Annotated in this window: 18 protein-coding genes and 1 riboswitch; of the genes, 9 read left to right on the top strand and 9 right to left on the bottom strand. The window is 62.6% G+C overall.

Annotated elements, in window-relative coordinates:
- Positions 1-581 precede the first annotated feature (581 nt).
- From ABLV04_RS15485 to ABLV04_RS15500, 4 genes are all read right to left on the bottom strand, one after another.
- Complete coding sequence (locus tag ABLV04_RS15485; RefSeq protein WP_101989560.1) at positions 582-1,772, bottom strand: cytochrome c biogenesis protein CcdA; 1,191 nt, start codon at positions 1,770-1,772, stop codon at positions 582-584.
- Between the two features lie 102 nt (positions 1,773-1,874).
- Positions 1,875-3,218: an ATP-binding protein gene (locus ABLV04_RS15490; protein WP_180265904.1), complete on the bottom strand. Its 1,344-nt coding sequence runs from the start codon at positions 3,216-3,218 to the stop codon at positions 1,875-1,877.
- Positions 3,215-3,955: a response regulator gene (locus ABLV04_RS15495; RefSeq protein ID WP_017900551.1), complete on the bottom strand. Its 741-nt coding sequence runs from the start codon at positions 3,953-3,955 to the stop codon at positions 3,215-3,217. The genes ABLV04_RS15490 and ABLV04_RS15495 overlap by 4 nt, the downstream gene beginning before the upstream one ends.
- 86 nt (positions 3,956-4,041) lie before the next feature.
- Positions 4,042-5,034, bottom strand: a complete 993-nt coding sequence (locus ABLV04_RS15500; RefSeq protein WP_348815868.1) for an alpha/beta hydrolase — start codon at positions 5,032-5,034, stop codon at positions 4,042-4,044.
- A gap of 242 nt (positions 5,035-5,276) precedes the next feature.
- Between ABLV04_RS15500 and ABLV04_RS15505 the strand changes: the two genes are divergently transcribed.
- The 7 genes from ABLV04_RS15505 to pqqF all read left to right on the top strand — a co-directional run bounded on the left by ABLV04_RS15505 (position 5,277) and on the right by pqqF (position 11,929).
- The gene (locus ABLV04_RS15505) at positions 5,277-6,296 is read left to right on the top strand and encodes a dipeptidase (protein ID WP_348815870.1); all 1,020 of its coding nucleotides are present in this window, start codon (positions 5,277-5,279) and stop codon (positions 6,294-6,296) included.
- 136 nt (positions 6,297-6,432) lie between these two features.
- Positions 6,433-6,504: a pyrroloquinoline quinone precursor peptide PqqA gene (gene pqqA, locus ABLV04_RS15510; protein ID WP_002905689.1), complete on the top strand. Its 72-nt coding sequence runs from the start codon at positions 6,433-6,435 to the stop codon at positions 6,502-6,504.
- A 54-nt stretch (positions 6,505-6,558) separates the two neighbouring features.
- Positions 6,559-7,485 carry a pyrroloquinoline quinone biosynthesis protein PqqB gene (pqqB, locus tag ABLV04_RS15515; RefSeq protein WP_048297569.1) on the top strand — a complete coding sequence of 309 codons (927 nt, stop codon included), beginning with the start codon at positions 6,559-6,561 and terminating at the stop codon, positions 7,483-7,485.
- Positions 7,479-8,234 carry a pyrroloquinoline-quinone synthase PqqC gene (gene pqqC, locus ABLV04_RS15520; RefSeq protein WP_023289796.1) on the top strand — a complete coding sequence of 252 codons (756 nt, stop codon included), beginning with the start codon at positions 7,479-7,481 and terminating at the stop codon, positions 8,232-8,234. The genes pqqB and pqqC overlap by 7 nt, the downstream gene beginning before the upstream one ends.
- 2 nt (positions 8,235-8,236) lie before the next feature.
- Positions 8,237-8,515, top strand: coding sequence for a pyrroloquinoline quinone biosynthesis peptide chaperone PqqD (gene pqqD / locus ABLV04_RS15525; RefSeq protein WP_044523416.1), 279 nt, complete (start codon positions 8,237-8,239; stop codon positions 8,513-8,515).
- Positions 8,502-9,644 carry a pyrroloquinoline quinone biosynthesis protein PqqE gene (pqqE, locus tag ABLV04_RS15530; RefSeq protein ID WP_032452962.1) on the top strand — a complete coding sequence of 381 codons (1,143 nt, stop codon included), beginning with the start codon at positions 8,502-8,504 and terminating at the stop codon, positions 9,642-9,644. The genes pqqD and pqqE overlap by 14 nt, the downstream gene beginning before the upstream one ends.
- Positions 9,644-11,929 carry a pyrroloquinoline quinone biosynthesis protein PqqF gene (gene pqqF, locus ABLV04_RS15535; RefSeq protein ID WP_348815872.1) on the top strand — a complete coding sequence of 762 codons (2,286 nt, stop codon included), beginning with the start codon at positions 9,644-9,646 and terminating at the stop codon, positions 11,927-11,929. The genes pqqE and pqqF overlap by 1 nt, the downstream gene beginning before the upstream one ends.
- On the opposite strand, the gene ABLV04_RS15540 is transcribed toward pqqF, so the two are convergent.
- The 3 genes from ABLV04_RS15540 to ABLV04_RS15550 all read right to left on the bottom strand — a co-directional run bounded on the left by ABLV04_RS15540 (position 11,926) and on the right by ABLV04_RS15550 (position 15,537).
- Positions 11,926-12,663, bottom strand: a complete 738-nt coding sequence (locus ABLV04_RS15540; protein WP_180265901.1) for a glutamine amidotransferase — start codon at positions 12,661-12,663, stop codon at positions 11,926-11,928. The two genes, pqqF and ABLV04_RS15540, sit on opposite strands and share 4 nt — an antisense overlap.
- Before the next feature lie 109 nt (positions 12,664-12,772).
- A complete protein-coding gene (mrdA, locus tag ABLV04_RS15545) occupies positions 12,773-14,683 on the bottom strand; it encodes a penicillin-binding protein 2 (RefSeq protein WP_168443671.1) in 1,911 nt (636 codons plus the stop codon).
- A gap of 221 nt (positions 14,684-14,904) precedes the next feature.
- The gene (locus tag ABLV04_RS15550) at positions 14,905-15,537 is read right to left on the bottom strand and encodes a LysE family translocator (protein WP_023289802.1); all 633 of its coding nucleotides are present in this window, start codon (positions 15,535-15,537) and stop codon (positions 14,905-14,907) included.
- A 17-nt stretch (positions 15,538-15,554) separates the two neighbouring features.
- Positions 15,555-15,634: riboswitch (ZMP/ZTP riboswitch) on the bottom strand.
- 343 nt (positions 15,635-15,977) lie between these two features.
- On the opposite strand from ABLV04_RS15550, the gene katG reads away from it, so the two are divergent.
- Positions 15,978-18,155, top strand: coding sequence for a catalase/peroxidase HPI (gene katG, locus ABLV04_RS15555; RefSeq protein WP_044523422.1), 2,178 nt, complete (start codon positions 15,978-15,980; stop codon positions 18,153-18,155).
- 34 nt (positions 18,156-18,189) lie between these two features.
- On the opposite strand, the gene zapE is transcribed toward katG, so the two are convergent.
- Together zapE and ABLV04_RS15565 are read right to left on the bottom strand one after the other, a co-directional pair.
- On the bottom strand, positions 18,190-19,251 hold the full coding sequence (zapE, locus tag ABLV04_RS15560; RefSeq protein WP_023289804.1) for a cell division protein ZapE: 1,062 nt from the start codon (positions 19,249-19,251) through the stop codon (positions 18,190-18,192).
- 81 nt (positions 19,252-19,332) lie between these two features.
- Complete coding sequence (locus ABLV04_RS15565) at positions 19,333-20,013, bottom strand: MgtC family protein (RefSeq protein ID WP_032452970.1); 681 nt, start codon at positions 20,011-20,013, stop codon at positions 19,333-19,335.
- A 590-nt stretch (positions 20,014-20,603) separates the two neighbouring features.
- On the opposite strand from ABLV04_RS15565, the gene ABLV04_RS15570 reads away from it, so the two are divergent.
- Positions 20,604-22,010: an MFS transporter gene (locus tag ABLV04_RS15570; RefSeq protein WP_180265900.1), complete on the top strand. Its 1,407-nt coding sequence runs from the start codon at positions 20,604-20,606 to the stop codon at positions 22,008-22,010.
- The last annotated feature ends 33 nt before the right edge of the window (positions 22,011-22,043 follow it).

A 22,043-nucleotide genomic window follows, 5' to 3' on the forward strand; every position in this document is an offset into this window, starting at 1 on the left:
GCCCGGTGGCGGCTGCGCCTTACCGGGCCTACATTCTCCCTGCGCACTCCTGTAGGCCGGGCAAGCGTAGCGCCGCCCGGCAATGAGCATCCAGCACCGTTCCAGCTTCGATGCCCGGTGGCGGCTGCGCCTTACCGGGCCTACATTCTCCCTGCGCACTCCTGTAGGCCTGGCAAGCGCAGCGCCGCCCGGCAACAGGCATCCAGCACCCTTCCCGTTTCAATGCCCGGTGGCGGCTGCGCCTTACCGGGCCTACATTCTCCCTGCGCACTCCTGTAGGCCTGGCAAGCGCAGCGCCGCCCGGCAACAGGCATCCAGCACCCTTCCCGTTTCAATGCCCGGTGGCGGCTGCGCCTTACCGGGCCTACATTCTCCCTGCGCACTCCTGTAGGCCGGGCAAGCGTAGCGCCGCCCGGCAACAGGCATCCAGCACCCTTCCCGTTTCAACGCCCGGTGGCGGCTGCGCCTTACCGGGCCTACATTCTCCCTGCGCGCTCCTGTAGGCCGGGCAAGCGCAGCGCCGCCCGGCAATGGGCATAAGGGATAAAGGGAACCGTCCGGCAGTTACCGGCGTCCGCGGGTCAGGCTTTGCTCTCCTGCAGCAGCTGCTGGATCACCTGCTCCTGGCGGGCATAATCCCCTTCGCCGAAGGCGGTATAGCGCAGTTGCCCACGTGCGTCGAAAATGTAATGCGCCGGCCAGTACTGATTGCCGAAGGCGTTCCAGATGGCGTACTCATTATCCGCCACCACCGGGTAGGTTATCCGCCACGCCTTCACCGCCTCGCGCAGCAGCGGTAGCGAACGCTCCCAGGGATATTCCGGGGTATGAACGCCAATCACCACCAGCCCGGCCGCGCGGTATTTGTTCGCCCAGTCGCGCACGTAAGGCAGGGTATGCTGACAGTTGATGCACTCCCGGGTCCAGAAGTCCACCAGCACCACTTTGCCTTTCAGACGCTCCGGGGTTAACGCCGGGCTATTGAGCCATGCGCTGCCCCCCGCCAGCGAAGGCATCGCGCTGCTGGGCTCGGGCGTCGCGATCGGTTGCAGAACCGTTTTCTGCGTTGGCTGCGGCAGACGGGCGGCCAGCCGCTGCTCCAGCGCCTGACTCCATCCTCCCGCGCTTTGCAAATAGCGGTCGCCGCCGCTGGCGATCAGCGCCACCGAGGCCAGCATCGCTACCCCCGCCAGCCGGCGCAGCCGTTCGCCGAACGCCAGCCCGCGACGCAGACGGGCAATCAACGCCGCGCCGCACCACCCGAGCAGGAATAACATCAGCGCCCCGCCGCCGCCGTAGGCTAACAGCAACCCGCCGGTGGTCGCCTGGCCCGGATGCACAAAGCCCAGGCTCAGTATCGCCCCCAGTACCGGCCCGGCGCACGGCGCCCACAGCAGACCCACCGCCAGCCCGGCCAGCAGCGAACCGATCCAGCCGCGCTGGCGTGAGCTGGCGTCGTTAAGCTGATTCCCCAGCGCCACCAGGGGTGACGTCAGCCGCTGCGCGACGCGCGGCGAAAGCAGGCTCAGCCCGACAAGGGCGAAGAACGCCAGCGCCAGGCCGCGCCCAGCCAGCGTCAGATTCACGACCCAACCGCTGGCGACCGTCACCAGCCACGACACAGCGCCGAACATCAGCGCCATGCCCGCCAGCATGATCGCCAGTTGCCCCCGGCGGCCCCGGACGCTGGCGAACAGCAGCGGGATCACCGGCAGCGTGCAGGGGCTTAGCAGGGTTAACATCCCGCCCAAAAATGCAATGAATATCGACATCGCCTTCTCCTCATTATGCCATCGCTGCCGAAGGTGGCAGCCACGACATTACAGCAAGGGGATGTAGGGCGGATGTGTCGGGAAAGCGGGAGAATTGTCGGCTTAGTTTTCTAGCTGCGCCGGTGATACAGCAGGATACAATCCCTGCGCGGCGAGACGCACGCTGGCATCCAGACCGCCCTGCGGGCGATTGGCCAGGCGCAGCGTGCCGTTCATCTGGCTGACCAGCTGCGCGGCGATCGCCAGCCCCAGGCCGGTGCCGCCGGTATCGCGATTGCGCGAGTCCTCCAGGCGAAAAAAGGGCTGTAGCACCGCCTGCAGCGACGCCTCAGGGATCCCCGGCCCCTCATCCAGCACATGAATGATGATATCCCCGGCGGCGTCGCGGTTCAGGGCGACCGTTACCGTGGCGCCGAATTTCAGCCCGTTATCGATAAGGTTGGTCATCACCCGGCGCAGGGCCTGCGGTGGGATCCACACCACTCCGGCGCGCGCCTCGGGGCAAAACCGCACCGGCCGGCCGACATCGGCATAATCGCAGGCGATGCTGTCGAGAAAGGCGTCAAGGTTCAGCCGCTGGCGCGCCTCCTCCAGCGGCTGCGAAGTGCGAGCGAAGGCGATACCTTCGCGCACCAGGCGGGTCATATTGTCGAGATCCTGCAGCAGTTTGTCGCGCAGTTCAGGCTGGTCGGCCATCTCCACCCGCAGCTTCATCCGGGTAATCGGGGTTTGCAGATCGTGGGAGATGGCGGCGAGGATCCGCGCCCGCTCCTGCAGATGATCGTGGATGCGGGTCTGCATCGCGTTAAACGCGCGGGCGGCACGGCGCACCTCCTCCGGCCCCTGCTCGGCCATGGTTCCCGCCGTGTCGCTGGCCGGCTCAAGCGCATTCACCGCATGGGTAAAGCGAGTGATGGGCTGCAGTACCTGGCGAACCGCGTACCAGGCGCAGGCCAGCAGGAGGACAAACTGAGCGATCAGCACCACCGGCAGCCAGCGGGCGATGGGCGGTAGTTTCGGCCACAGGTCGAGGGTTAAGGGGGCGCCATCGTGGAGGGTAATATGGGCCTGGATATGCTGCCGCGGACCGGGGATCGCCACAATACTCACCGGATACTGGGCGCTCAACGCCTCCTGCAGGGAGCGCGCCGCGTCCCGGGCGCGCCAGCTGTCCGGGTAGTCGCCGCGCTCGCCGGCGTCCAGCTGATAGCGGTAGTTGCCGCGCGCCAGCTTCGGCAGCCACTGCGGGCGTTCAGCGGGCGGCAGACGGTCGAGGATCGCCACGCTGGTGGCGACATCAGAGGCCAGATTGCCCAGCATCACGCTGCGGGCGCTGCTCATACGCTCATAAAACAGCAGCGACAGGGTTAAGGTATTCGCCAGCAGCAGCGCCAGAAACAGCAGCGCCATCAGCCTCGACTGCAGCGAGGCGGGCCAGAACCTCATTCATGCCTCTCGCGGATGGAGACCGGGACCGACAGCACATAGCCTTCACTACGCACCGTCTTAATGTAGGCCGGCTCCCGGGCATCCTCCCGCAGGCGCTGACGCAGCCGGCTCACCAGCAGGTCGATTGACCGTTCAAACAGTTCGGCGTCGCGTCCCTGGGTCAGATTGAGCAGCTGATCGCGGTTCAGCACCCGCTGGGGATGGTCGAGAAACACCCGCAGCAGTCGATACTCCGCCCCGCTGAGGGCGACAATCGCCCCGCTGTCGTCCAGCAGATGGCGGGCGGCGGTATCGAGCAGCCAGTCGCCAAACGCGATCAGCCTGCCCGCCTCAGTGATCTGCAGGTTGGGCGGCAGCGCCCGGGTGCGGCGTAAAATGGCTTTGATGCGCGCCAGCAGTTCGCGGGCCACAAAGGGCTTCACCAGATAGTCGTCAGCCCCCATCTCAAGGCCGAGGATCCGGTCGCTGTCGTCGGTGCGGGCGGTGAGCATCAGCACCGGGATATCCTGTTGCGGGTTTGCGCGCAGCTGGCGACAGAGCGTTAAGCCATCCTCGCCCGGCATCATGATATCCAGCACAATCAGGTCGATTTGATGGTTTTTGAGCACCGACCACATGGCTTTGCCGTTCGCCGCGCCGCTGGCGCGGTATCCCGATTTTTCCAGATAGTCGACAATCAGTTCCCGGATGTCGCGGTCGTCATCGACGACCAGGATGTGGTCAATACGCTCCAAAGGCTGCTCCTGCGGCAAAATAGACTCTTCACAAGCATAAGCCGTGTTGCCGGAAGCGCAACGTCGCGCCGCCGGCAAGGCGCGGGTTACAAACGATCGGCGTCCACCACCGCCTGCACAAACGCCGTCGGGTCCTCCTGCGGCGGGTTATGGCCCACCGGCCCCTGCAGATCCCGGTGCTCATATTTACCGGTAAATTTGGCCCGGTAGCTGGCGGGAGCCGAATGCGGCGCGCCGTTATTCGCCCCTTCCAGAGTGATGGTGGGCACCGTAATCGGCGGCAGCGCCGCCAGCCGTTGTTCATAGCTGGCATACTTCGCTTCTCCCTTCTCCAGCCCCAGGCGCCAGCGGTAGTTGCTGATGGTGATCGCCACGTGGTCCGGGTTATCCAGCGCCCGGGCGGTTTTGGCAAAGGTTGCGTCGCTGAATTGCCACTGCGGCGACGCCTGATGCCAGATAAATTTCGCAAAGTCATGGGTGTTCTGCCGGTAACCGGCTTCCCCGCGCGGAGTGGCAAAATAGAACTGATACCACCACGACAGCTCCGCCTGCGGCGGCAGCGGTTTTTCGCCAATCTGCTGACTGCTGATCAGATACCCGCTCACCGAGACCAGGGATTTTACCCGCTGCGGCCACAGCGCGGCGACGATATCCGCCGTGCGCGCCCCCCAGTCAAAGCCGGCCAGATCCGCCTGCCTGATGTTCAGGGCATCCATCAGATGGACAATATCGGCCGCCATCGCCGACGGCTGACCGTTACGCGGCGTGCTGGCGGAGAGGAAACGGGTGGTGCCGTAGCCGCGCAGATACGGCACAATCACCCGGTAGCCCTTCTGCGCTAAAGCTGGCGCCACCTGGGCATAGCTCTGAATATCGTAGGGCCAGCCGTGCAGCAGAATCACCGGCTGGCCGTCGCGCGGGCCGATATCCACGTAGCCAATATTCAGATCGCCGGCGTGGATCTGGTGGATCTTGTCGAACGCCCCCGCGTCTTCAGCGGCGCAAACGGCGGCGGACCACAGGGTGGATAACCCCAGCGCCGCGGCGCTGGTATACCGGATCAGGGATAATCTGTTCATCGCTATGTCACCTTTCATCGTCATCAAGAGAGTACGTAACCAGTTAAGCGGAAATTTGTATCCGCCGTGTGCCCGACCGGGGCCGTTTTTATCTCTTCATGTCAGCGATCCGCCGCGGGATACAGTGTGATACATAATCAATGTTGGCAATTGTTGCTGGCTTGTGAATTTCTGCTTGCCCCCGGGCATAAATCCGCTACCGTGACAGCCATTTTTACCACCTGATAACCCAGGAGCCCGCTGTGGCGATTTTTGATGGTCACAATGACCTGCTGCTGAATCTCTGGCTTCACCATCGCGAGGATCCGGTGAACGCTTTCTTTGCCGGGATAGAGAACGGCCACCTCGATTATCCGCGTATTCGCCAGGGCGGTCTGGCCGGCGGCCTGTTCGCCCTCTTTGTACCGCCGCAGGAGTATATCGCCCGCGTGGCGCCCCAGTACGCCAGTCAGGCGTGGGACCCATTAACGATCCTCTGGCAGCAGCTGGCTATCCTCAAGGCGATTTGCGCCCATGACGCCAGCCGCGCGCGGCTGTGCCTGAGCGCGGAGGATATCGAACGCTGCCGTCAGGATAATGCGCTGGCGATGGTGGCGCACATCGAAGGCGCCGGCGGGTTCGACGCCCAGGGCGAAGATCTGCAGGACTTTTATCGCGCCGGGGTGCGCAGCATTGGTCCGTTCTGGAACATCGCCAATCGCTTCGGCTGCGGGGTCACCGGCGCCTTTCCCGGCAGTCCGGACAGCGGGCCGGGTCTTACCGGCGAGGGCATTGCGCTCATTGCTCAGGCCAACGCCCTGAAGATGCAGATCGATGTTTCGCACATGAATGAACAGGCCTTTTGGGATACCGCCCGTCACTCCACCGCCCCGCTGGTGGCCACCCACTCCAATGCCCACGCCCTGTGCCCGCAGCCGCGCAACCTGACCGATCGGCAACTGCGGGCGATCCGCGACAGCGGCGGCGTAGTGGGCGTTAATTTCGGCAACGCCTTCCTGCGCGCCGACGGACGGCGCGATAGCGACACGCCCTTCGCCACCATCATCCGGCATATCGACTATCTTATTAACATAATGGGTGAGGATCATGTGGCCCTTGGCTCGGATTTTGACGGCGTCACCCTGCCGGACGCGCTGTGGGATGTGGCCGGCTTACCGCGGCTTATCAATGCCTTGCGTGACAGCGGCTATGATCAATTGGTGCTGGATAAGCTGCTGTGGCGTAACTGGCTGCGGGTATTAAAAAATGTTTGGCAACAATAGGTTATATTGTAAACATAAAGTTAATTCCTTACAGATTCCGGGTTGATCTCTCTCCCGGTGAAGCGCAATATGCGGCGGCCGTCACAGATCCTGCATTATCCGTGAGGCCTGTCGTCATTTTTAAGAGGAACAAAACATGTGGAAGAAACCTGCTTTTATCGATTTACGTCTCGGTCTGGAAGTGACGCTGTACATTTCTAACCGCTAATCGCCCCGCCCGCCGTTCGCGCGGGCCTCTTTTTTCATTACCCGGTCCGTCTTCATGTTCATTAAAGTCCTCGGTTCCGCCGCCGGCGGCGGTTTCCCGCAATGGAACTGCAACTGCGCCAACTGTCAGGGTCTGCGCGACGGCACGATCCAGGCCAGCGCCCGCACCCAGTCGTCGATCATCGTCAGCGATAACGGTCAAGAGTGGGTGCTGTGCAACGCCTCGCCGGATATCAGCCAGCAGATTGCCCACACGCCCGAGTTAAATAAAACCGGCGTGCTGCGCGGAACGCATATCGGCGGCATTATTCTCACCGACAGCCAGATCGACCACACTACCGGGTTACTCAGCCTGCGCGAAGGCTGCCCGCACCAGGTGTGGTGCACCCCGGAGGTCCATGAGGATCTCTCCACCGGCTTCCCGGTGTTTACCATGCTGCGCCACTGGAACGGCGGCCTGGTGCATCACCCCATCGCGCCGCAGCAGCCTTTTACCGTTGACGCCTGTCCTGATTTGCGGTTTACCGCGGTGCCTATCGCCAGCAATGCGCCGCCCTATTCGCCGTATCGCGACCGGCCGCTGCCGGGCCATAACGTGGCGCTGTTTATCGAAAACCGCCGCAACGGGCAGACGCTGTTCTATGCTCCGGGGCTCGGTGAGCCGGATGAGACCATTCTGCCCTGGCTGCAAAAAGCGGACTGTCTGCTGATCGATGGCACCGTCTGGCAGGATGACGAACTGCAGGCCGCTGGCGTCGGGCGCAATACCGGCCGCGATATGGGCCACCTGGCGCTCGGCGATGAGCACGGGATGATGGCCCTGCTGGCCTCCCTGCCGGCAAAACGCAAAATTCTTATTCATATCAATAACACCAACCCGATCCTTAACGAGCGCTCTCCCCAGCGTCAGGCGCTGACGCAGCAGGGGATTGAAGTGAGCTGGGACGGGATGGCTATCACCCTTCAGGATATCGCATGCTGATCACCGACACGCTGTCGCCGCAGGCCTTTGAAGCGGCCCTGCGGGCCAAAGGCGCCTTCTACCATATTCACCACCCTTACCACATCGCCATGCATAACGGCGACGCGACCCGCGAGCAAATTCAGGGCTGGGTGGCGAACCGGTTTTATTACCAGACCACTATCCCGCTGAAAGACGCGGCGATCATGGCCAACTGCCCGGACGCGCAGACCCGGCGCAAATGGGTGCAGCGGATCCTCGACCACGATGGCAGCCACGGCGAGGACGGCGGGATTGAAGCCTGGCTGCGGCTGGGGGAAGCGGTCGGTCTGAGCCGCGACGATCTGCTCAGCGAGCGCCACGTGCTGCCCGGCGTGCGCTTCGCGGTGGATGCCTATCTTAACTTCGCCCGTCGCGCCTGCTGGCAGGAGGCGGCCTGCAGCTCCCTGACCGAGCTGTTCGCCCCGCAGATCCATCAGTCGCGCCTCGACAGCTGGCCGCAGCACTATCCGTGGATCAAAGAGGAAGGCTATTTTTACTTCCGCAGCCGTCTGAGCCAGGCTAACCGCGACGTTGAGCATGGCCTGGCGCTGGCGAAGGCCTACTGCGACAGCGCTGAAAAACAGAACCGGATGCTGGAGATCCTGCAGTTTAAGCTCGACATTTTATGGTCGATGCTCGACGCCATGACCATGGCCTATGCCCTGCAGCGCCCGCCCTATCATACGGTCACCGACAAGGCGGCCTGGCACACGACCCGACTGGTGTAACCATGCAAAAAACCTCCATCGTCGCCTTTCGTCGCGGCTACCGCCTGCAGTGGGAAGCCGCCCAGGAGAGCCATGTGATCCTCTATCCGGAGGGAATGGCCAAACTCAATGAGACCGCCGCGGCGATCCTCGAGCTGGTGGATGGCCGGCGCGACGTCGCGGCGATTATCGCCATGCTCAACGACCGCTTCCCGGAAGCCGGGGGGGTTGATGACGACGTCATCGAGTTCCTGCAGATAGCCTGTCAACAGAAGTGGATCACCTGCCGTGAGCCAGCGTAAACCCGCCGTCAATCCGCCGCTGTGGCTGCTGGCGGAGCTAACCTATCGCTGCCCGCTGCAGTGCCCCTACTGTTCGAATCCGCTGGACTTCGCCCAACAGGAAAAAGAGCTGACCACCGAACAATGGATCGAGGTCTTTCGCCAGGCGCGGGCGATGGGCAGCGTACAGCTGGGCTTTTCCGGCGGCGAGCCGCTGACCCGTAAAGATCTGCCGGAGCTGATCCGCGCCGCGCGCGACCTCGGGTTTTATACCAACCTGATCACCTCCGGGATAGGGCTGACGGAGAGCAAACTCGACGCCTTCAGCGAGGCCGGTCTGGACCATATCCAGATTAGCTTCCAGGCCAGCGATGAAGTGCTCAACGCCGCGCTGGCCGGCAACAAAAAAGCCTTCCAGCAGAAGCTGGCGATGGCCAGAGCGGTGAAAGCGCGCGACTATCCGATGGTGCTCAACTTCGTTCTGCACCGGCACAACATCGATCAGCTGGATAAAATTATCGCGCTGTGCATTGAGCTGGAAGCGGATGACGTTGAGCTGGCCACCTGCCAGTTCTACGGTTGGGCGTTCCTCAATCGCGAGGGGCTGCTGCCGACCCGGGAGCAGATCGCCCGCGCCGAGCAGGTGGTCGCCGACTACCGGCAGAAAATGGCCGCCAGCGGCAACCTCACCAACCTGCTGTTTGTCACCCCGGACTATTACGAAGAGCGACCGAAAGGCTGCATGGGCGGCTGGGGATCGATTTTCCTCAGCGTCACCCCGGAAGGCACCGCCCTGCCTTGCCACAGCGCGCGCCAGCTGCCGGTGGCGTTTCCGTCAGTGCTGGAGCAGAGTCTGGAGTCGATCTGGTATGACTCGTTCGGCTTCAATCGTTACCGCGGGTATGACTGGATGCCGGAACCGTGCCGCTCCTGTGATGAAAAAGAGAAAGACTTCGGCGGCTGCCGCTGCCAGGCCTTTATGCTGACCGGCAGCGCCGATAACGCCGACCCGGTGTGCAGCAAATCCCCGCATCATCACAAAATCCTTGACGCCCGGCGCGAAGCGGCCTGCAGCGAGATAAAAGTCAGCCAGCTGCAGTTCCGCAACCGGGCCAGCTCGCAGCTGATCTACAAAACCCGGGACCTGTAATGACGCTGGCGACCCGCACCGTCACGCTGCCGGGCGGCCTGCAGGCCACCCTGGTCCATCAGCCGCAGGCCGAACGGGCGGCGGCCCTGGCGCGGGTCGCCGTCGGCAGCCACCACGAACCCTCGCGCTTCCCCGGGCTGGCGCACCTGCTGGAACACCTGTTGTTTTACGGCGGTGAGCGCTACCGGGATGATGACCGGCTGATGGGCTGGGTGCAGCGCCAGGGCGGAAGCGTGAATGCCACCACCCTGGCCCGCCATAGCGCGTTCTTTTTCGAGGTCGCCGCCGATGGTCTGGCTGACGGTGTCGCGCGTCTACAGGAGATGCTGCAGGCGCCGCGGCTGCTCAGGGAAGATATTCAGCGCGAAGTGGCGGTGATTGACGCCGAGTACCGCCTTATCCAGCAGCATGAGCCGTCGCGCCGGGAAGCCGCCGTGCGTCACGCCGCCAGCGCGCCCGCGGCGTTTCGCCGCTTTCAGGTAGGCAGCGCCGACGCGCTGGCGGGCGATCTCCCTGCGCTGCAGACGGCCTTACGCGATTTTCACCACACCCATTACGTCGCCCGGCGGATGCAGCTCTGGCTGCAGGGGCCGCAGTCGCTGGAGGCGCTCGGCGAGCTGGCGGTCCGTTTCGCCGCCGGGCTTGCCGCAGGCGAGGCTCCGCCGCTGGCGCCGCCGCTGCGCCTGGACGAGACCACTGAACTGCAGCTGGCGGTCGACGCCCAGCCCGCCCTGTGGCGCTGTCCGCTGATCGCCTTAAGTGACAACGTCACCTTACTGCGCGAGTTTTTGCTCGATGAAGCCCCCGGCAGCCTGATGGCCGGGCTGCGCCAGCGTGGTCAGGCGCACGAGGTAGCGCTGAACTGGCTGTATCAGGATCGGCACCTCGGCTGGCTGGCGCTGGTCTTCGCCAGCGACCAGCCGGAACAGGTCGACCGGCAGATAACCCACTGGCTGCAGGCGCTACAGCGGACGACGCCAGACCAGCAGCAACACTACTATCAGCTCTCCCGGCGCCGTTTTCAGGCGCTGTCGCCCCTCGATCAGCTGCGCCAGCGGGCATTCGGCTTTGCCCCCGGCGCGCCGCCCGTCGGGTTCGCCGATTTTTGCGCCGCCCTGCAGGCCGCCCCTACGGTCAGCCTGGCCTGCCAGACCCTTTCCCCAGGGGAGCCTGTTGCCACCCAGGGCTTTAGCCTGCCGCTCAGCCGCTGGCGCCGCCGCCCGGTCACTGCCCCGGCGCTGAAATTCGCTTTTTATCCGCAAGCCGCTGGCGGCCTCGTGGCCGAAAGTCCGGCGCAAGCCGCGCCGCTGCTCCACCTCCCGTCACCGGGAGAGCCGCCGAGGCTCCTGCTCCGACCGCCCTTCTCCTGCTCGCCCACTCAGGCCGAGGGGTTGGCGCGCGGGGAACAGCTGCGCCCGCTGCTCGCCGCGCTGCGCCACGCCGGGGGCCACGGCGAGTGGCATCGCGTCGACGGCAGCTGGCAGCTGTTCCTGCAGTTGCCAGCTGCCGGCCGTCGGCCGGAGGCTATTCTGCAGGCCATCGTGCGGCAGCTCGCGCTCCCGGCCGACCCGCTGACCCCGCCGCCGGAGAGTATTGCTATCCGTCATCTCATGGCCCAGCTCCCCGAACGGTTAGCCACATCAGAGCATCAGGCTGGTTGGCTGGCGGCCCTGGCCGGCGGCAGCGCGGAGGATGCGCGGTGGGTCGCGCGCCAGCTGAGCCTGCTTACCGTCCCGGTCAACCCGCCGGGCAGCCTCCCCGGCCCCTGCCGGCGCGGCGTCGAACGGCTGGCTTTCCCCGGGGGCGATACGGCGCTGCTGGTCTTTATTCCGCTGCCGGATGGCGCCTCGCTGGCGGCTCTGCGGGTGCTGGCGCAGCGCTGCGAACCGCTCTTCTTCCAGCGCCTGCGGGTAGAGCAGCAGATTGGCTATGTGGTGAGCTGCCGCTATCAGCGCGTCGCCGATCGCGACGGGCTGCTGATGGCGCTCCAGTCCCCGGACCGCCGCGCCGTGGAACTGCTGCGCTGTTGCAAAACCTTTCTGCGCCAGCTGCCGCCGCTGGATGAGGCGGCCTTCAGGCCGCTACAGCAGCGCCTGGCCGCACAGGTCCGCGCCCGGACGCCGCCCGAGGCGCAGGCGCTGGCCGCCCTGCGTCAGAAGTATGCTTTACCGGAGCTGACGGCGCAGGCGGCTGACGCGCTGCGCGTCGAAGCGGTCGTTGACCTGGCCCACGAGATGTCCCGCCGGCGTCGCCGCTGGCGGGTGCTGTTCACTGCAGGGGATTAATGGCCGGGTGCATCAGGGGGCAGAAAGGCGCTGACGAAGCGCGTGAGGATTGCCGCGGCCTGCGGGCTCTCCTGCACCTCATTGTATAACCGCTGCGGGTCGATGCCCTCTGCCTGCAGCACCGCCTCCCGGTAGCGGATCAGCGCGCGGGCAATCGGCGCGGTGAACTCCGGGTGAAACTGCGTGGAGACCGCATGCGGCCCGTAGCGCACGATCTGGTGGGGGTCGTGAGCGGACGCGGCCAGCACCGTGGCCCCCTCCGGCAGGCGGGTAATGGTTTGCATATGGCTCAGATGCGCGGGAAAGGCGGCCGGCAGGTCCCGGAGCAGCGGGTCGTCGACACCCCACGGCGATAGCGAAACGGTTTGGCTGCCGCTTTCCCGTCCGGCTGGATGATACGCCACCTCGCCACCCAGGGCATGAGCCATCAGCTGATGGCCATAGCAAACGCCGAACATCGGCATGCCGATAGCCACCGCCTGACGGATCCAGTCGGCGGTCCGTTCGCTCCACGCCAGGCGGTCGGAAACCATCGCCCAGGAGCCGGTCAGCACCGCCACCGTCTGGCGATCCGGCGCCGGTAGCGGCTCGTCCTCAAACACCCGTACCGCGGTGAGCTGCGCCTGCCATGGCGCCAGCAGCGTGCGGAACCAGCGCGGCAGATCGCCATGCTCCTCGCGGATGGCTGCCGGGGGCGTCCCGGTCTGAACCAGCAATAATCGCTTACGTGTCACCCTTCCTCCTCACTCGTCATGTTCCTTAAAAATACTATGCCGCCGGGAAGATAAGGGGACAAATAACCAATTTCTATGAACGATGCGCCTGCGGAATAAGTCCTGCCGCTTACTGGGCGTCCGCGCTCTCCCGCTGCGGCACGTCGGCGGCCGCCGCCGGCGCCTGCTGCGGGACAAAAATATGGTCCAGGATGGCGCGCGCCGTCGGTCCGGCCACCACCCCGTCCCCGCCGCCGTTCTCCAGGATCAGCGCCATCGCCACCTTCGGATGCTGATAAGGGGCAAACAGGGTATAGAAAATGTGGTCGCGCAGACGCACCGGGATCATTTTGGCGTTATAGGTCTGGTTTTGCTTCAGACTGAACACCTGCGAGGTTCCGGACTTTGCCGCAATCTGATACGGCGCGGTGTGGAACAGTTTGTAGCCGGTGCCGTTGGGCAGATTAGCCATCCCATACATGCCGTTGCGCACAATGCCCCAGTACGGGGATTTCGGATCGCCGACCTGCGGCAGGTTCGCCGGCTGCTGATAACGTTCCACATGATTGCCCTGCTTCATCGAATAGAGCAGATGCGGATCCTGCACCTTGCCGTTGTTCAGCAGCGTGGTGAGCGCTTTCACCATCTGGATGGGGGTGGCGATCCAGTATCCCTGGCCGATGCCGACGGAGATGGTATCCCCCTGATACCAGGGCTTTTTATGCACCCGCTGCTTCCACGCCCGACTCGGCAGTACCCCGGCATACTCCTCATTGAGATCGATGCCGGTAGACTGGCCGTAGCCGAACTTGCTCAGCCACTCATGGATCCGGTCGATACCCATCTCGAAGGCCACCTGGTAGAAAAAGGTGTCTGCGGACTCTTCAATGGCTTTGGTGACGTTGAGCATGCCGTGGCCGGTTTTCAGCCAGTCGCGATAGCGGCGTTGCGTGCCCGGCAGCGTCCACGTCGGCGCCCCGAAGAAGGTGGTATTCGGCGTGATCACGCCCGCGGAGAGCGCCGAGAGCGCCATATAGGGCTTCACCGTCGAGGCCGGGGGATACAGCCCCTGGGTGACACGGTTGATTAACGGTCGGTCGGGGTTATCCAGCAGCGATTTATAGGCCTGATAGCCGATGCCTTTGACGAACGGGTTAGGATCGTAGCTGGGGCTGGAGACCATCGCCAGTACCCCGCCATCGCGGGGATCGACCACCACCACCGCCGCGCGCTGCCCCTTCAGCACCGACTCGATATACTGCTGCAGGTGCAGGTCAAGGGTCAGATAGAGGTTTTTCCCGGCCACCGGCGGTACCTCTTTCAGCAGACGTACCACCCGGCCGTGGTTATCCACCTCCACCTCCTGGTAGCCGGTGGTGCCGTGGAGCGCTTTTTCGTAATAGCCTTCGATCCCCTGCTTGCCGATATTGTGGTCGGCAGCATAGTTCTCCTCTTCACCGTCTTTCGCCAGCCGCTGCAGGTCGCTGTCGTTGATTTTCGACACATAGCCCACCACGTGCGCCAGCTCTGCGCCGTAGGGGTATTCACGCTGCTGGTAGCTCTCCACCGTCACCCCGGGGAAACGGAATTCGTTGACCGCGAAGCGGGCCACCTCTACGTCGCTGAGGTCGGACTTGAGGGTAACCGCTTTATAGCGGCTGCTGTGGTGCATATCGTCGCGGAAACTGGCGATGTCGTCCGCAGTCAGGTCGACAATCGGCGTCAGGCTTTGCAGCAGCGCGGCCATATCGGGAATTTTGCTCGGGATCACCTGCAGGCGATACAGGGTAATATTCTGCACCAGCGGAATGCCGTTGCGATCGAATATCAGCCCCCGGCTGGGGGCGATGGGCAGCATTTTGATATCGTTTTGGTTGGAGCGGGTCTGGTAGAAATCGTGCTGCTCCACCTGCAGATGGTAGAGGTTGAAAATCAGCACGCCAAAGCAGACCACCACCAGCAGAAAGGCGATTGCGGCCCGGCGGATAAACAACATCTCTTCCGCGGAGTGGTCGCGAATTTCATCTCTCAAAAGGGGCATTAGCGGTACATCACCTGGATCACGGGAAAAACCAACGGCGTAACGGCCGGGAAGCATAGCCTTATCGCGGCGTTAGCCCTACTGAAAGGTTGCTAATGATCTGGCAGAAATGTTTCAGCATGTTAGAGCGTGGAGAGCCTTGCGCAGTGGGAGAAAGGCATCAGGGCGCGAGGTTGGCCAGCGACAGGTCTCGCTGGCTCCCCTTTCCCCGGTAAACCCGGTTATTTTCTGGCCTCAAAAGCGATCTTAACCGCCATCCCGGCCAGTACCGTCGCCATCAGCCAGCGTTGAAATTGTTGCCAGCCCGGCCGCCGACCAAGAAAAAGCGCCACCTGCCCGGCCAGCAAGATAATCAGGCCGTTCACCGCCACGCTGATTAATACCTGGGTACAGCCTAATATCAACGACTGGCTGAGCACGCTGCCGAGTCCGGGGGTGATAAATTGCGGCAGCAGGGACAAATACAGGATGGCAACTTTGGGGTTCGCCAGGCTGGTGATAAATCCCATCAGAAACAGCTTACGTCCACTGTCGGCGGGTAAGTCGCGCACCGCGAATATCGGCCGCCCTCCCGGTTTAATCGCCTGCCACGCCAGATAGAGCAAATAAGCGACCCCGCACAAACGCAATGCATCGTAGGCGTAAGGGACCGCGAAAACCAACGCGGTAATGCCGAAAGCGGCACACAACATATAGAAGAAAAAACCCACGGCCACCCCGGCAAGGGAGATAAAGCCAGCGCGTTTTCCCTGGCAAATCGAACGCGAAGTGAGATACATCATATTGGGGCCAGGGGTTAACACTAACCCCAGCGCCACCGCGGCAAAGGCCATTAAAGAAGCTAATTCAGGCATAACTTATCTCCAGATAGCGGTAATGCCCAGGCGCGCGGCGACGTTGACCATGCTCCCCAACAGTATTCTGTCTTTAGCGCCAGTCACATGGTGTCTAAGTATTAGCTTATTCTGTGTCTGCCAACAACCCCTGCGTCGGGCATTCGTTACGCTCGCGCAGCGGAAAACCCTCATCCTTTTCTCATAGTAAAATTGTCATATCTCAAACAATTAGCATTCCTTCTGCCCGTTTGATACAGATCGTTTCCTTTGCCGTCTCGTTACGACTATGGTTAATGATGAGGTTTATTTTTTACCCCTGGATCCGCCAGGGCATATAAGAGGGTGTTTCGCCCTTCGTTGAACGGAATTAGCTATTAAATCCGTAGACTCATTCAAATATCGCTTATTGGTAGCAGTGTATATCGTAACGGCATTCACAAAAGCAAACGGAGCCTGATATGAGCACGTCTAACGACCCATCCAACAACGCATCCGCCGGAAAGTGCCCTTTCCACGCCGAGACGCCCAAGCAGAGCGCCGGCAGCGGCACCGGCAACCGCGACTGGTGGCCTAACCAGCTGCGTGTCGATCTGTTGAACCAGCACTCCAGTCGTTCCAACCCGTTGGGTGAGGATTTTAACTACAGGGAAGAGTTTAAAAAGCTCGATTACTCCGCGCTGAAGGCTGACCTCAGAGCGCTGCTGACCGATTCGCAAGAGTGGTGGCCGGCAGACTGGGGCAGCTATATCGGTCTGTTTATTCGTATGGCCTGGCACGGCGCCGGCACCTACCGCACCGTTGACGGTCGCGGCGGCGCGGGTCGTGGACAGCAGCGCTTTGCGCCGCTGAACTCCTGGCCTGATAACGTCAGCCTCGATAAAGCCCGCCGTCTGCTGTGGCCGGTGAAACAGAAATATGGCCAGAAAATCTCCTGGGCCGATCTTTACATGCTGGCGGGTAACGTTGCGCTGGAAAACGCCGGCTTCCGCACCTTTGGCTTTGGCGCCGGTCGTGAAGATGTCTGGGAACCGGATCTGGACGTCGACTGGGGCGATGAGAAAGAGTGGCTGGCCCACCGTCACCCGGAAAGCCTGGCGAAACAGGCCATCGGCGCCACCGAAATGGGGCTGATCTACGTTAACCCGGAAGGCCCTAACGCCAGCGGCGAGCCGCTGTCCGCCGCGGCGGCCATTCGCGCCACCTTCGGCAATATGGCGATGGACGATGAAGAGATTGTCGCGCTGATCGCCGGCGGCCACACCCTGGGTAAAACCCACGGCGCAGCCGAGACCAGCCACGTCGGCGCCGAGCCGGAAGCCGCCCCGCTGGAAGCTCAGGGTCTGGGCTGGCACTCCAGCTACGGCAGCGGCGCAGGCGCGGATGCCATCACCTCCGGTCTGGAAGTGGTCTGGACGCAGACGCCCACCCAGTGGAGCAACTACTTTTTCGAGAACCTGTTCAAATACGAATGGGTGCAAACCCGCAGCCCGGCGGGCGCTATCCAGTTCGAAGCCAAAGACGCGCCGGAAATTATCCCGGATCCGTTTAACCCGGGTAAAAAGCGCAAACCGACCATGCTGGTCACCGACCTGACCCTGCGCTTCGACCCGGAGTTTGAGAAGATCTCCCGTCGCTTCCTCAACGATCCGCAGGCCTTTAACGAGGCGTTCGCCCGGGCGTGGTTCAAGCTGACCCACCGCGATATGGGGCCGAAATCCCGTTACCTCGGGCCGGAAGTGCCGAAAGAAGATCTCATTTGGCAGGATCCGCTGCCGGCGGCGACCCATCAGCCGAGCGCGGACGACATCGCCAGCCTGAAAACCGCCATCGCCGGCGCCGGCCTGTCGGTGAGTGAGCTGGTGTCGGTCGCCTGGGCCTCCGCCTCCACCTTCCGCGGCGGTGATAAGCGCGGCGGCGCCAACGGCGCGCGTCTGGCGCTGGCCCCGCAGAAAGACTGGCCGGTCAATGCTATCGCCAGTCGGGTGCTGCCGACCCTGCAGGCGATCCAGCGCGCCTCCGGCAAAGCGTCACTGGCCGATATCATCGTGCTGGCTGGCGTGGTCGGCGTGGAGCAGGCGGCGGCGGCGGCCGGCGTCAGCGTCAACGTGCCGTTTACTCCAGGCCGCGTCGACGCCCTGCCTGAGCAGACCGACGTCGAGTCGTTTGACCTGCTGCAGCCGCTGGCGGATGGCTTCCGCAACTACCGTCGCATCGAGGGCGGTGTGTCGACGGAAACGCTGCTGATCGATAAAGCGCAGCAGCTGACCTTAACCGCTCCGGAGATGACGGTTCTGGTGGGTGGACTGCGCGTGCTGGGCGCCAACTACGACGGCAGCAAACACGGGGTGTTTACCGACCGCGTCGGCGTGCTCAGCAATGACTTCTTCGTCAACCTGCTGGATATGGCCACCGTCTGGAAAGCGGCCGATGATCGGGCGGAGCTGTTTACCGGCAGCGACCGTAAAACCGGCGAAGCGAAGTACAGCGCCACCCGCGTGGATCTGGTGTTTGGCTCCAACTCGGTCCTGCGCGCGCTGGCGGAAGTCTACGCCTGCGCCGACGGGCAGCAGAAGCTGGTGCATGACTTTGTCGCCGCCTGGACCAAGGTTATGAACCTCGACCGTTTCGACCTGTGATCCCCTCGCCCCGGCACCCGCCGGGGCGTTTTTTTTATACCGCCCGCGGCAGCTGTTGCAGGCGGCTCCGCGTTCGCTGAATATCCTCCAGTTCCACCCCGGCCACCAGCGTCTCCAGGTCGCAGCGGGTCACCAGCAGCAGGCGGATCTGCTTTTCATACAGCACATCAATCACGTTGATAAAGCGCTGCTGGGCCGCCGGCCCTACCGTGGCCAGCGGCGGCACCTCGTCCAGCAACCAGACGGCATAACGTTCGCTGAGCGCCAGATAGTCCATCACCGCCGTGGCGGCCTGGCAGAGCTGGGCAAAAGAGAAATGGAGCAAGTCGGGTGACGCCGCGGCCGCCTGCAGCGTGCGATAGCCTACCGCCAGCGGAACCGGTTCGGCAGGCAGCGAGGGCAGATCGTACAGCTGACGCTGTTGTTCGCTCGGGTTAACCCATAGCCGCCCGCTGCAGAAGGCGTTATCCTGGCTCAGGTGCCGTTCGCGATAATCTTCCTCGCCGTTAAGCGCGACGACCGCCAGGTGGGCGCGGATCAGCGCGATCGACGGTAAAAAGCGATCGTGATACAGCGGATTAGGCAGCAGCATCTCCGGCGGGTAGTTAGAGGTTGCCAGCAGCACGATGCCCCGTTGAAAAAGGTGTTCCAGCAGCGCCTTTATCAGCATGGCGTCGCCGGGGTCGTGAAGATGAAATTCGTCAAAGCACAGCAGGCGGCAGCCGGAGGTCATCTGCATCATCACCGCCTGCAGGCCGGGCGCGCCGGGGGCATTCAGCCGCTGATGCAGTTCGCGGAAGAAGTGATGAAAATGGACCCGACGCCTGGCGGCGAGCGGCAGGCTGGCAAAAAAGTGGTCGAGAATAAAGCTTTTCCCTCGCCCGGTGCGTCCCCAAACGTACAGTCCCTGCGGCGTGCCGGGCGCGGACAACAGCTGCTGGCCCAGGGCGTCGAGGCGGGCGATGAGCGACAGCTGATCGTCGTCCAGCGTCAGACGGGCACGCGCCGCCTGCTCGGCCATCACGCGGGTAAAGCGAAAATCAGCCGTCGTCATAGTCTGGCCTGTTTCCGACGGCACACATCCATTATTTAACATTCTTATAACCTCCGGCAGGAGGCCATTCTAGCCGCTTTCCCGCGGGTTGGCGAATCGCGCGGCGAGCGGCCATGTCTGTCTCTACGCTTCTCCGACGCGCCAGTGTACCGAGGTGACATTCTGCTGGCCGGCCACCTGCGCCATAATCTGCGCCAGCGTTTTGTGATGCTGCTTATGGCTAATCAGCTCCGCGCAAATCTCCAGCTGATCCGCCGTATCTGCCGCCGCCGACTGCAGCCCCTGCAGGGTGAACCTCTGCTGCTGAGCAATATTCAGCAGCAGCTGACGCACGGCTTTTTCATGCTCGCGTAAACAGGTGACGCGCAAGATATAGCGTTTCTCTTCGTCTCCGGCGCCCGGCAAGGCATGAATGCGCTGCGCCGCTTCGCGGAGCAGGATATTAGCGCACAGAATAATCAGCGTCGCCGCCGTCGCGTTCCAGAACTGTCCCAGGCCGCAGAGGACACCGATACCGGCCGAGCACCACAGGGTGGCGGCGGTATTGAGGCCGCGAACGTTCATGCCATCGCGCATGATCACTCCCGCCCCAAGGAAGCCGATACCGGAGACGATCTGCGCCGCAATGCGCCCGGGGCTGTCCGGCGACGCCGACATCGCGCTAAGAATAAACACCGCCGCGCCGGTGGCCACCAGCGCATTGGTCCGCAAGCCGGCCATACGTTGCCGCCACTGTCTTTCCGCGCCGATCAGCGCCCCCAGCAGCATCGCCGCGAGTAAATGTGTCATATAAGGAAATACCATCGCGCCTTCCTCCAGATAACAGAAAGCCAAAAATTATTGATGTCGCGCTCAGCCGCGCCGGGCAATTAGCGGGCGGGTGATGGTGGAGGAAATAAGCTGGTGGGAAACAGAAACATAACGGTGCCTCTCGCGTACGGTCGCGAATCACTACATTAAGGGAGGCAATCCGATAATCAAAGATTGCTGCCCGCCGGTTCGGCAAGCAGCGAAAACAGTCGCGTTAGCTTGCCGGAGAAAAACAATAAGGATGACTGTCCAACGCATGACTCCTGTATGAAAGTGGGCACATTATACCCCGGCGTAATAGCGGGTAAAGCGGGAAAACGCCGTCGGTGAGGATTCGTTTACTCTCTCTGGCCCGGCCCCTGGGCAGCGCGATAACGCCAGGCGGGGAACATTGCCGTCCACGGTGATTTACTTCAATTCTTCCCCTGGCGTGCGGCGAAAAGCAGCATAAATCTCAACTTTCCGCCTGTCCGGCACGATCTTGCGCTAAAGATTGCCGTTAACGCTGAAGATTAAAAATTTAAAACTATTAACAATCACTTAACATTAGCAGGCAAACCATTCTTCCTGAGGAACACAACACCATGTCTACCACCCAGGTTCTCGGCGAAACGCCCTATGCTTCGCCAGGACAACCGCACGCCACCTTAACCGGACGCATTGACGCGTTGCCCGCCTCCTTCGGGTTATGGTCGTTTATCACCCTGCTCTCTCTCGGCGGCTTCTTCGAGCTCTACGACTTGTTCCAGACCGGGTACATCAGCGCGGGCCTGCTGGCGGAGGGTATTTTCCACACCGGCGCGGCGGGGATCTTTGGCATCGCCGATCAGGCGGCCTTTGCCTCCGCCACCTTTATGGGGCTGTTTATCGGCGCGAGCCTGCTGGCGCCGCTGGCGGACAAGCTGGGACGCCGGCTGACCTTTATGGTGGCGCTCGCCTGGTACGGCTTTTTCTCGCTGCTGATGGCGACCCAGAGCAGCGCGGAAGGGGTGATCTTCTTCCGCTTTATGGTGGGAATCGGCCTCGGCATTGAGCTGGTGACCATTGACACTTACCTCAGCGAATGGGTCCCTACCCACCTGCGCAATAAAGCCTTCGCCTTTGCCTTCTTTATCCAGTTTCTGTCGGTTCCGGCGGTGGCGCTGATGTCCTGGATATTGGTGCCAACCACCCTCTTCGGCCTCAGCGGCTGGCGCTGGGTGATCATCTTCGGCGCGCTGTTCTCGCTGGCAATCTGGTTTATCCGCAAAAAACTGCCGGAGTCAGCCCGCTGGCTGGAAACCAAAGGGCGGCATGATGAGGCGCATGCGGTGATGTGCGCGATGGAAGCCCGCTGCGGCCTGACGCCGTCGCCGAAGCATGCGCAGGCGACGGAGAGCGTCGTCAAACGCGGCACCTTCCGCGAAATCTGGGCGCCGCAGTATCGGCAGCGCACCCTGATGCTGATGGTGATGAATTTCTTCCAGGCGATCGGTTTCTTCGGCTTTGGCAACTGGCTGCCGGCATTGCTCTCCGGTCAGGGCGCCAGCATTACCCACAGTCTGCTGTACGCCTTCTTTATCACCCTCGCCTATCCGCTGGGCTGCCTGTTCTGCACCCGCTTCGTGCATCGCTTTGAGAACAAGTGGCAGATCGTCCTCTCCGCGCTGATGACCGTCATCTTCGGCACCCTGTTTGCCCTGCAGAACAGTCCGGTTCTGCTGGTGATCTGCGGGTTTATGATCACCTGGTCCAACGCCTGGCTGACCATCAGCTACCACGCCTACCAGGCCGAGGTCTTCCCGACCCATATTCGCGCCCGCGCCGTCGGCTTCTGCTACTCGTTCAGCCGGCTCTCGACCGCGGTGACCAGCATCCTGATCGGCATTATTCTGCAATATGCCGGCACGCCGGGGGTGATTAGCTTTATCGTCGTCAGTATGCTGATGGTGATGCTGTCGGTGGGGATCTTCGGCCCGAGAACCCGGGGCATTCGACTGGAGAATATCTGATGGCTGTCGCCGCCGCACCTCCGGCGGCGACAT

The organism is Klebsiella sp. JN_Kp127 (assembly GCF_040062505.1).
Lineage (GTDB): Bacteria > Pseudomonadota > Gammaproteobacteria > Enterobacterales > Enterobacteriaceae > Klebsiella > Klebsiella quasipneumoniae.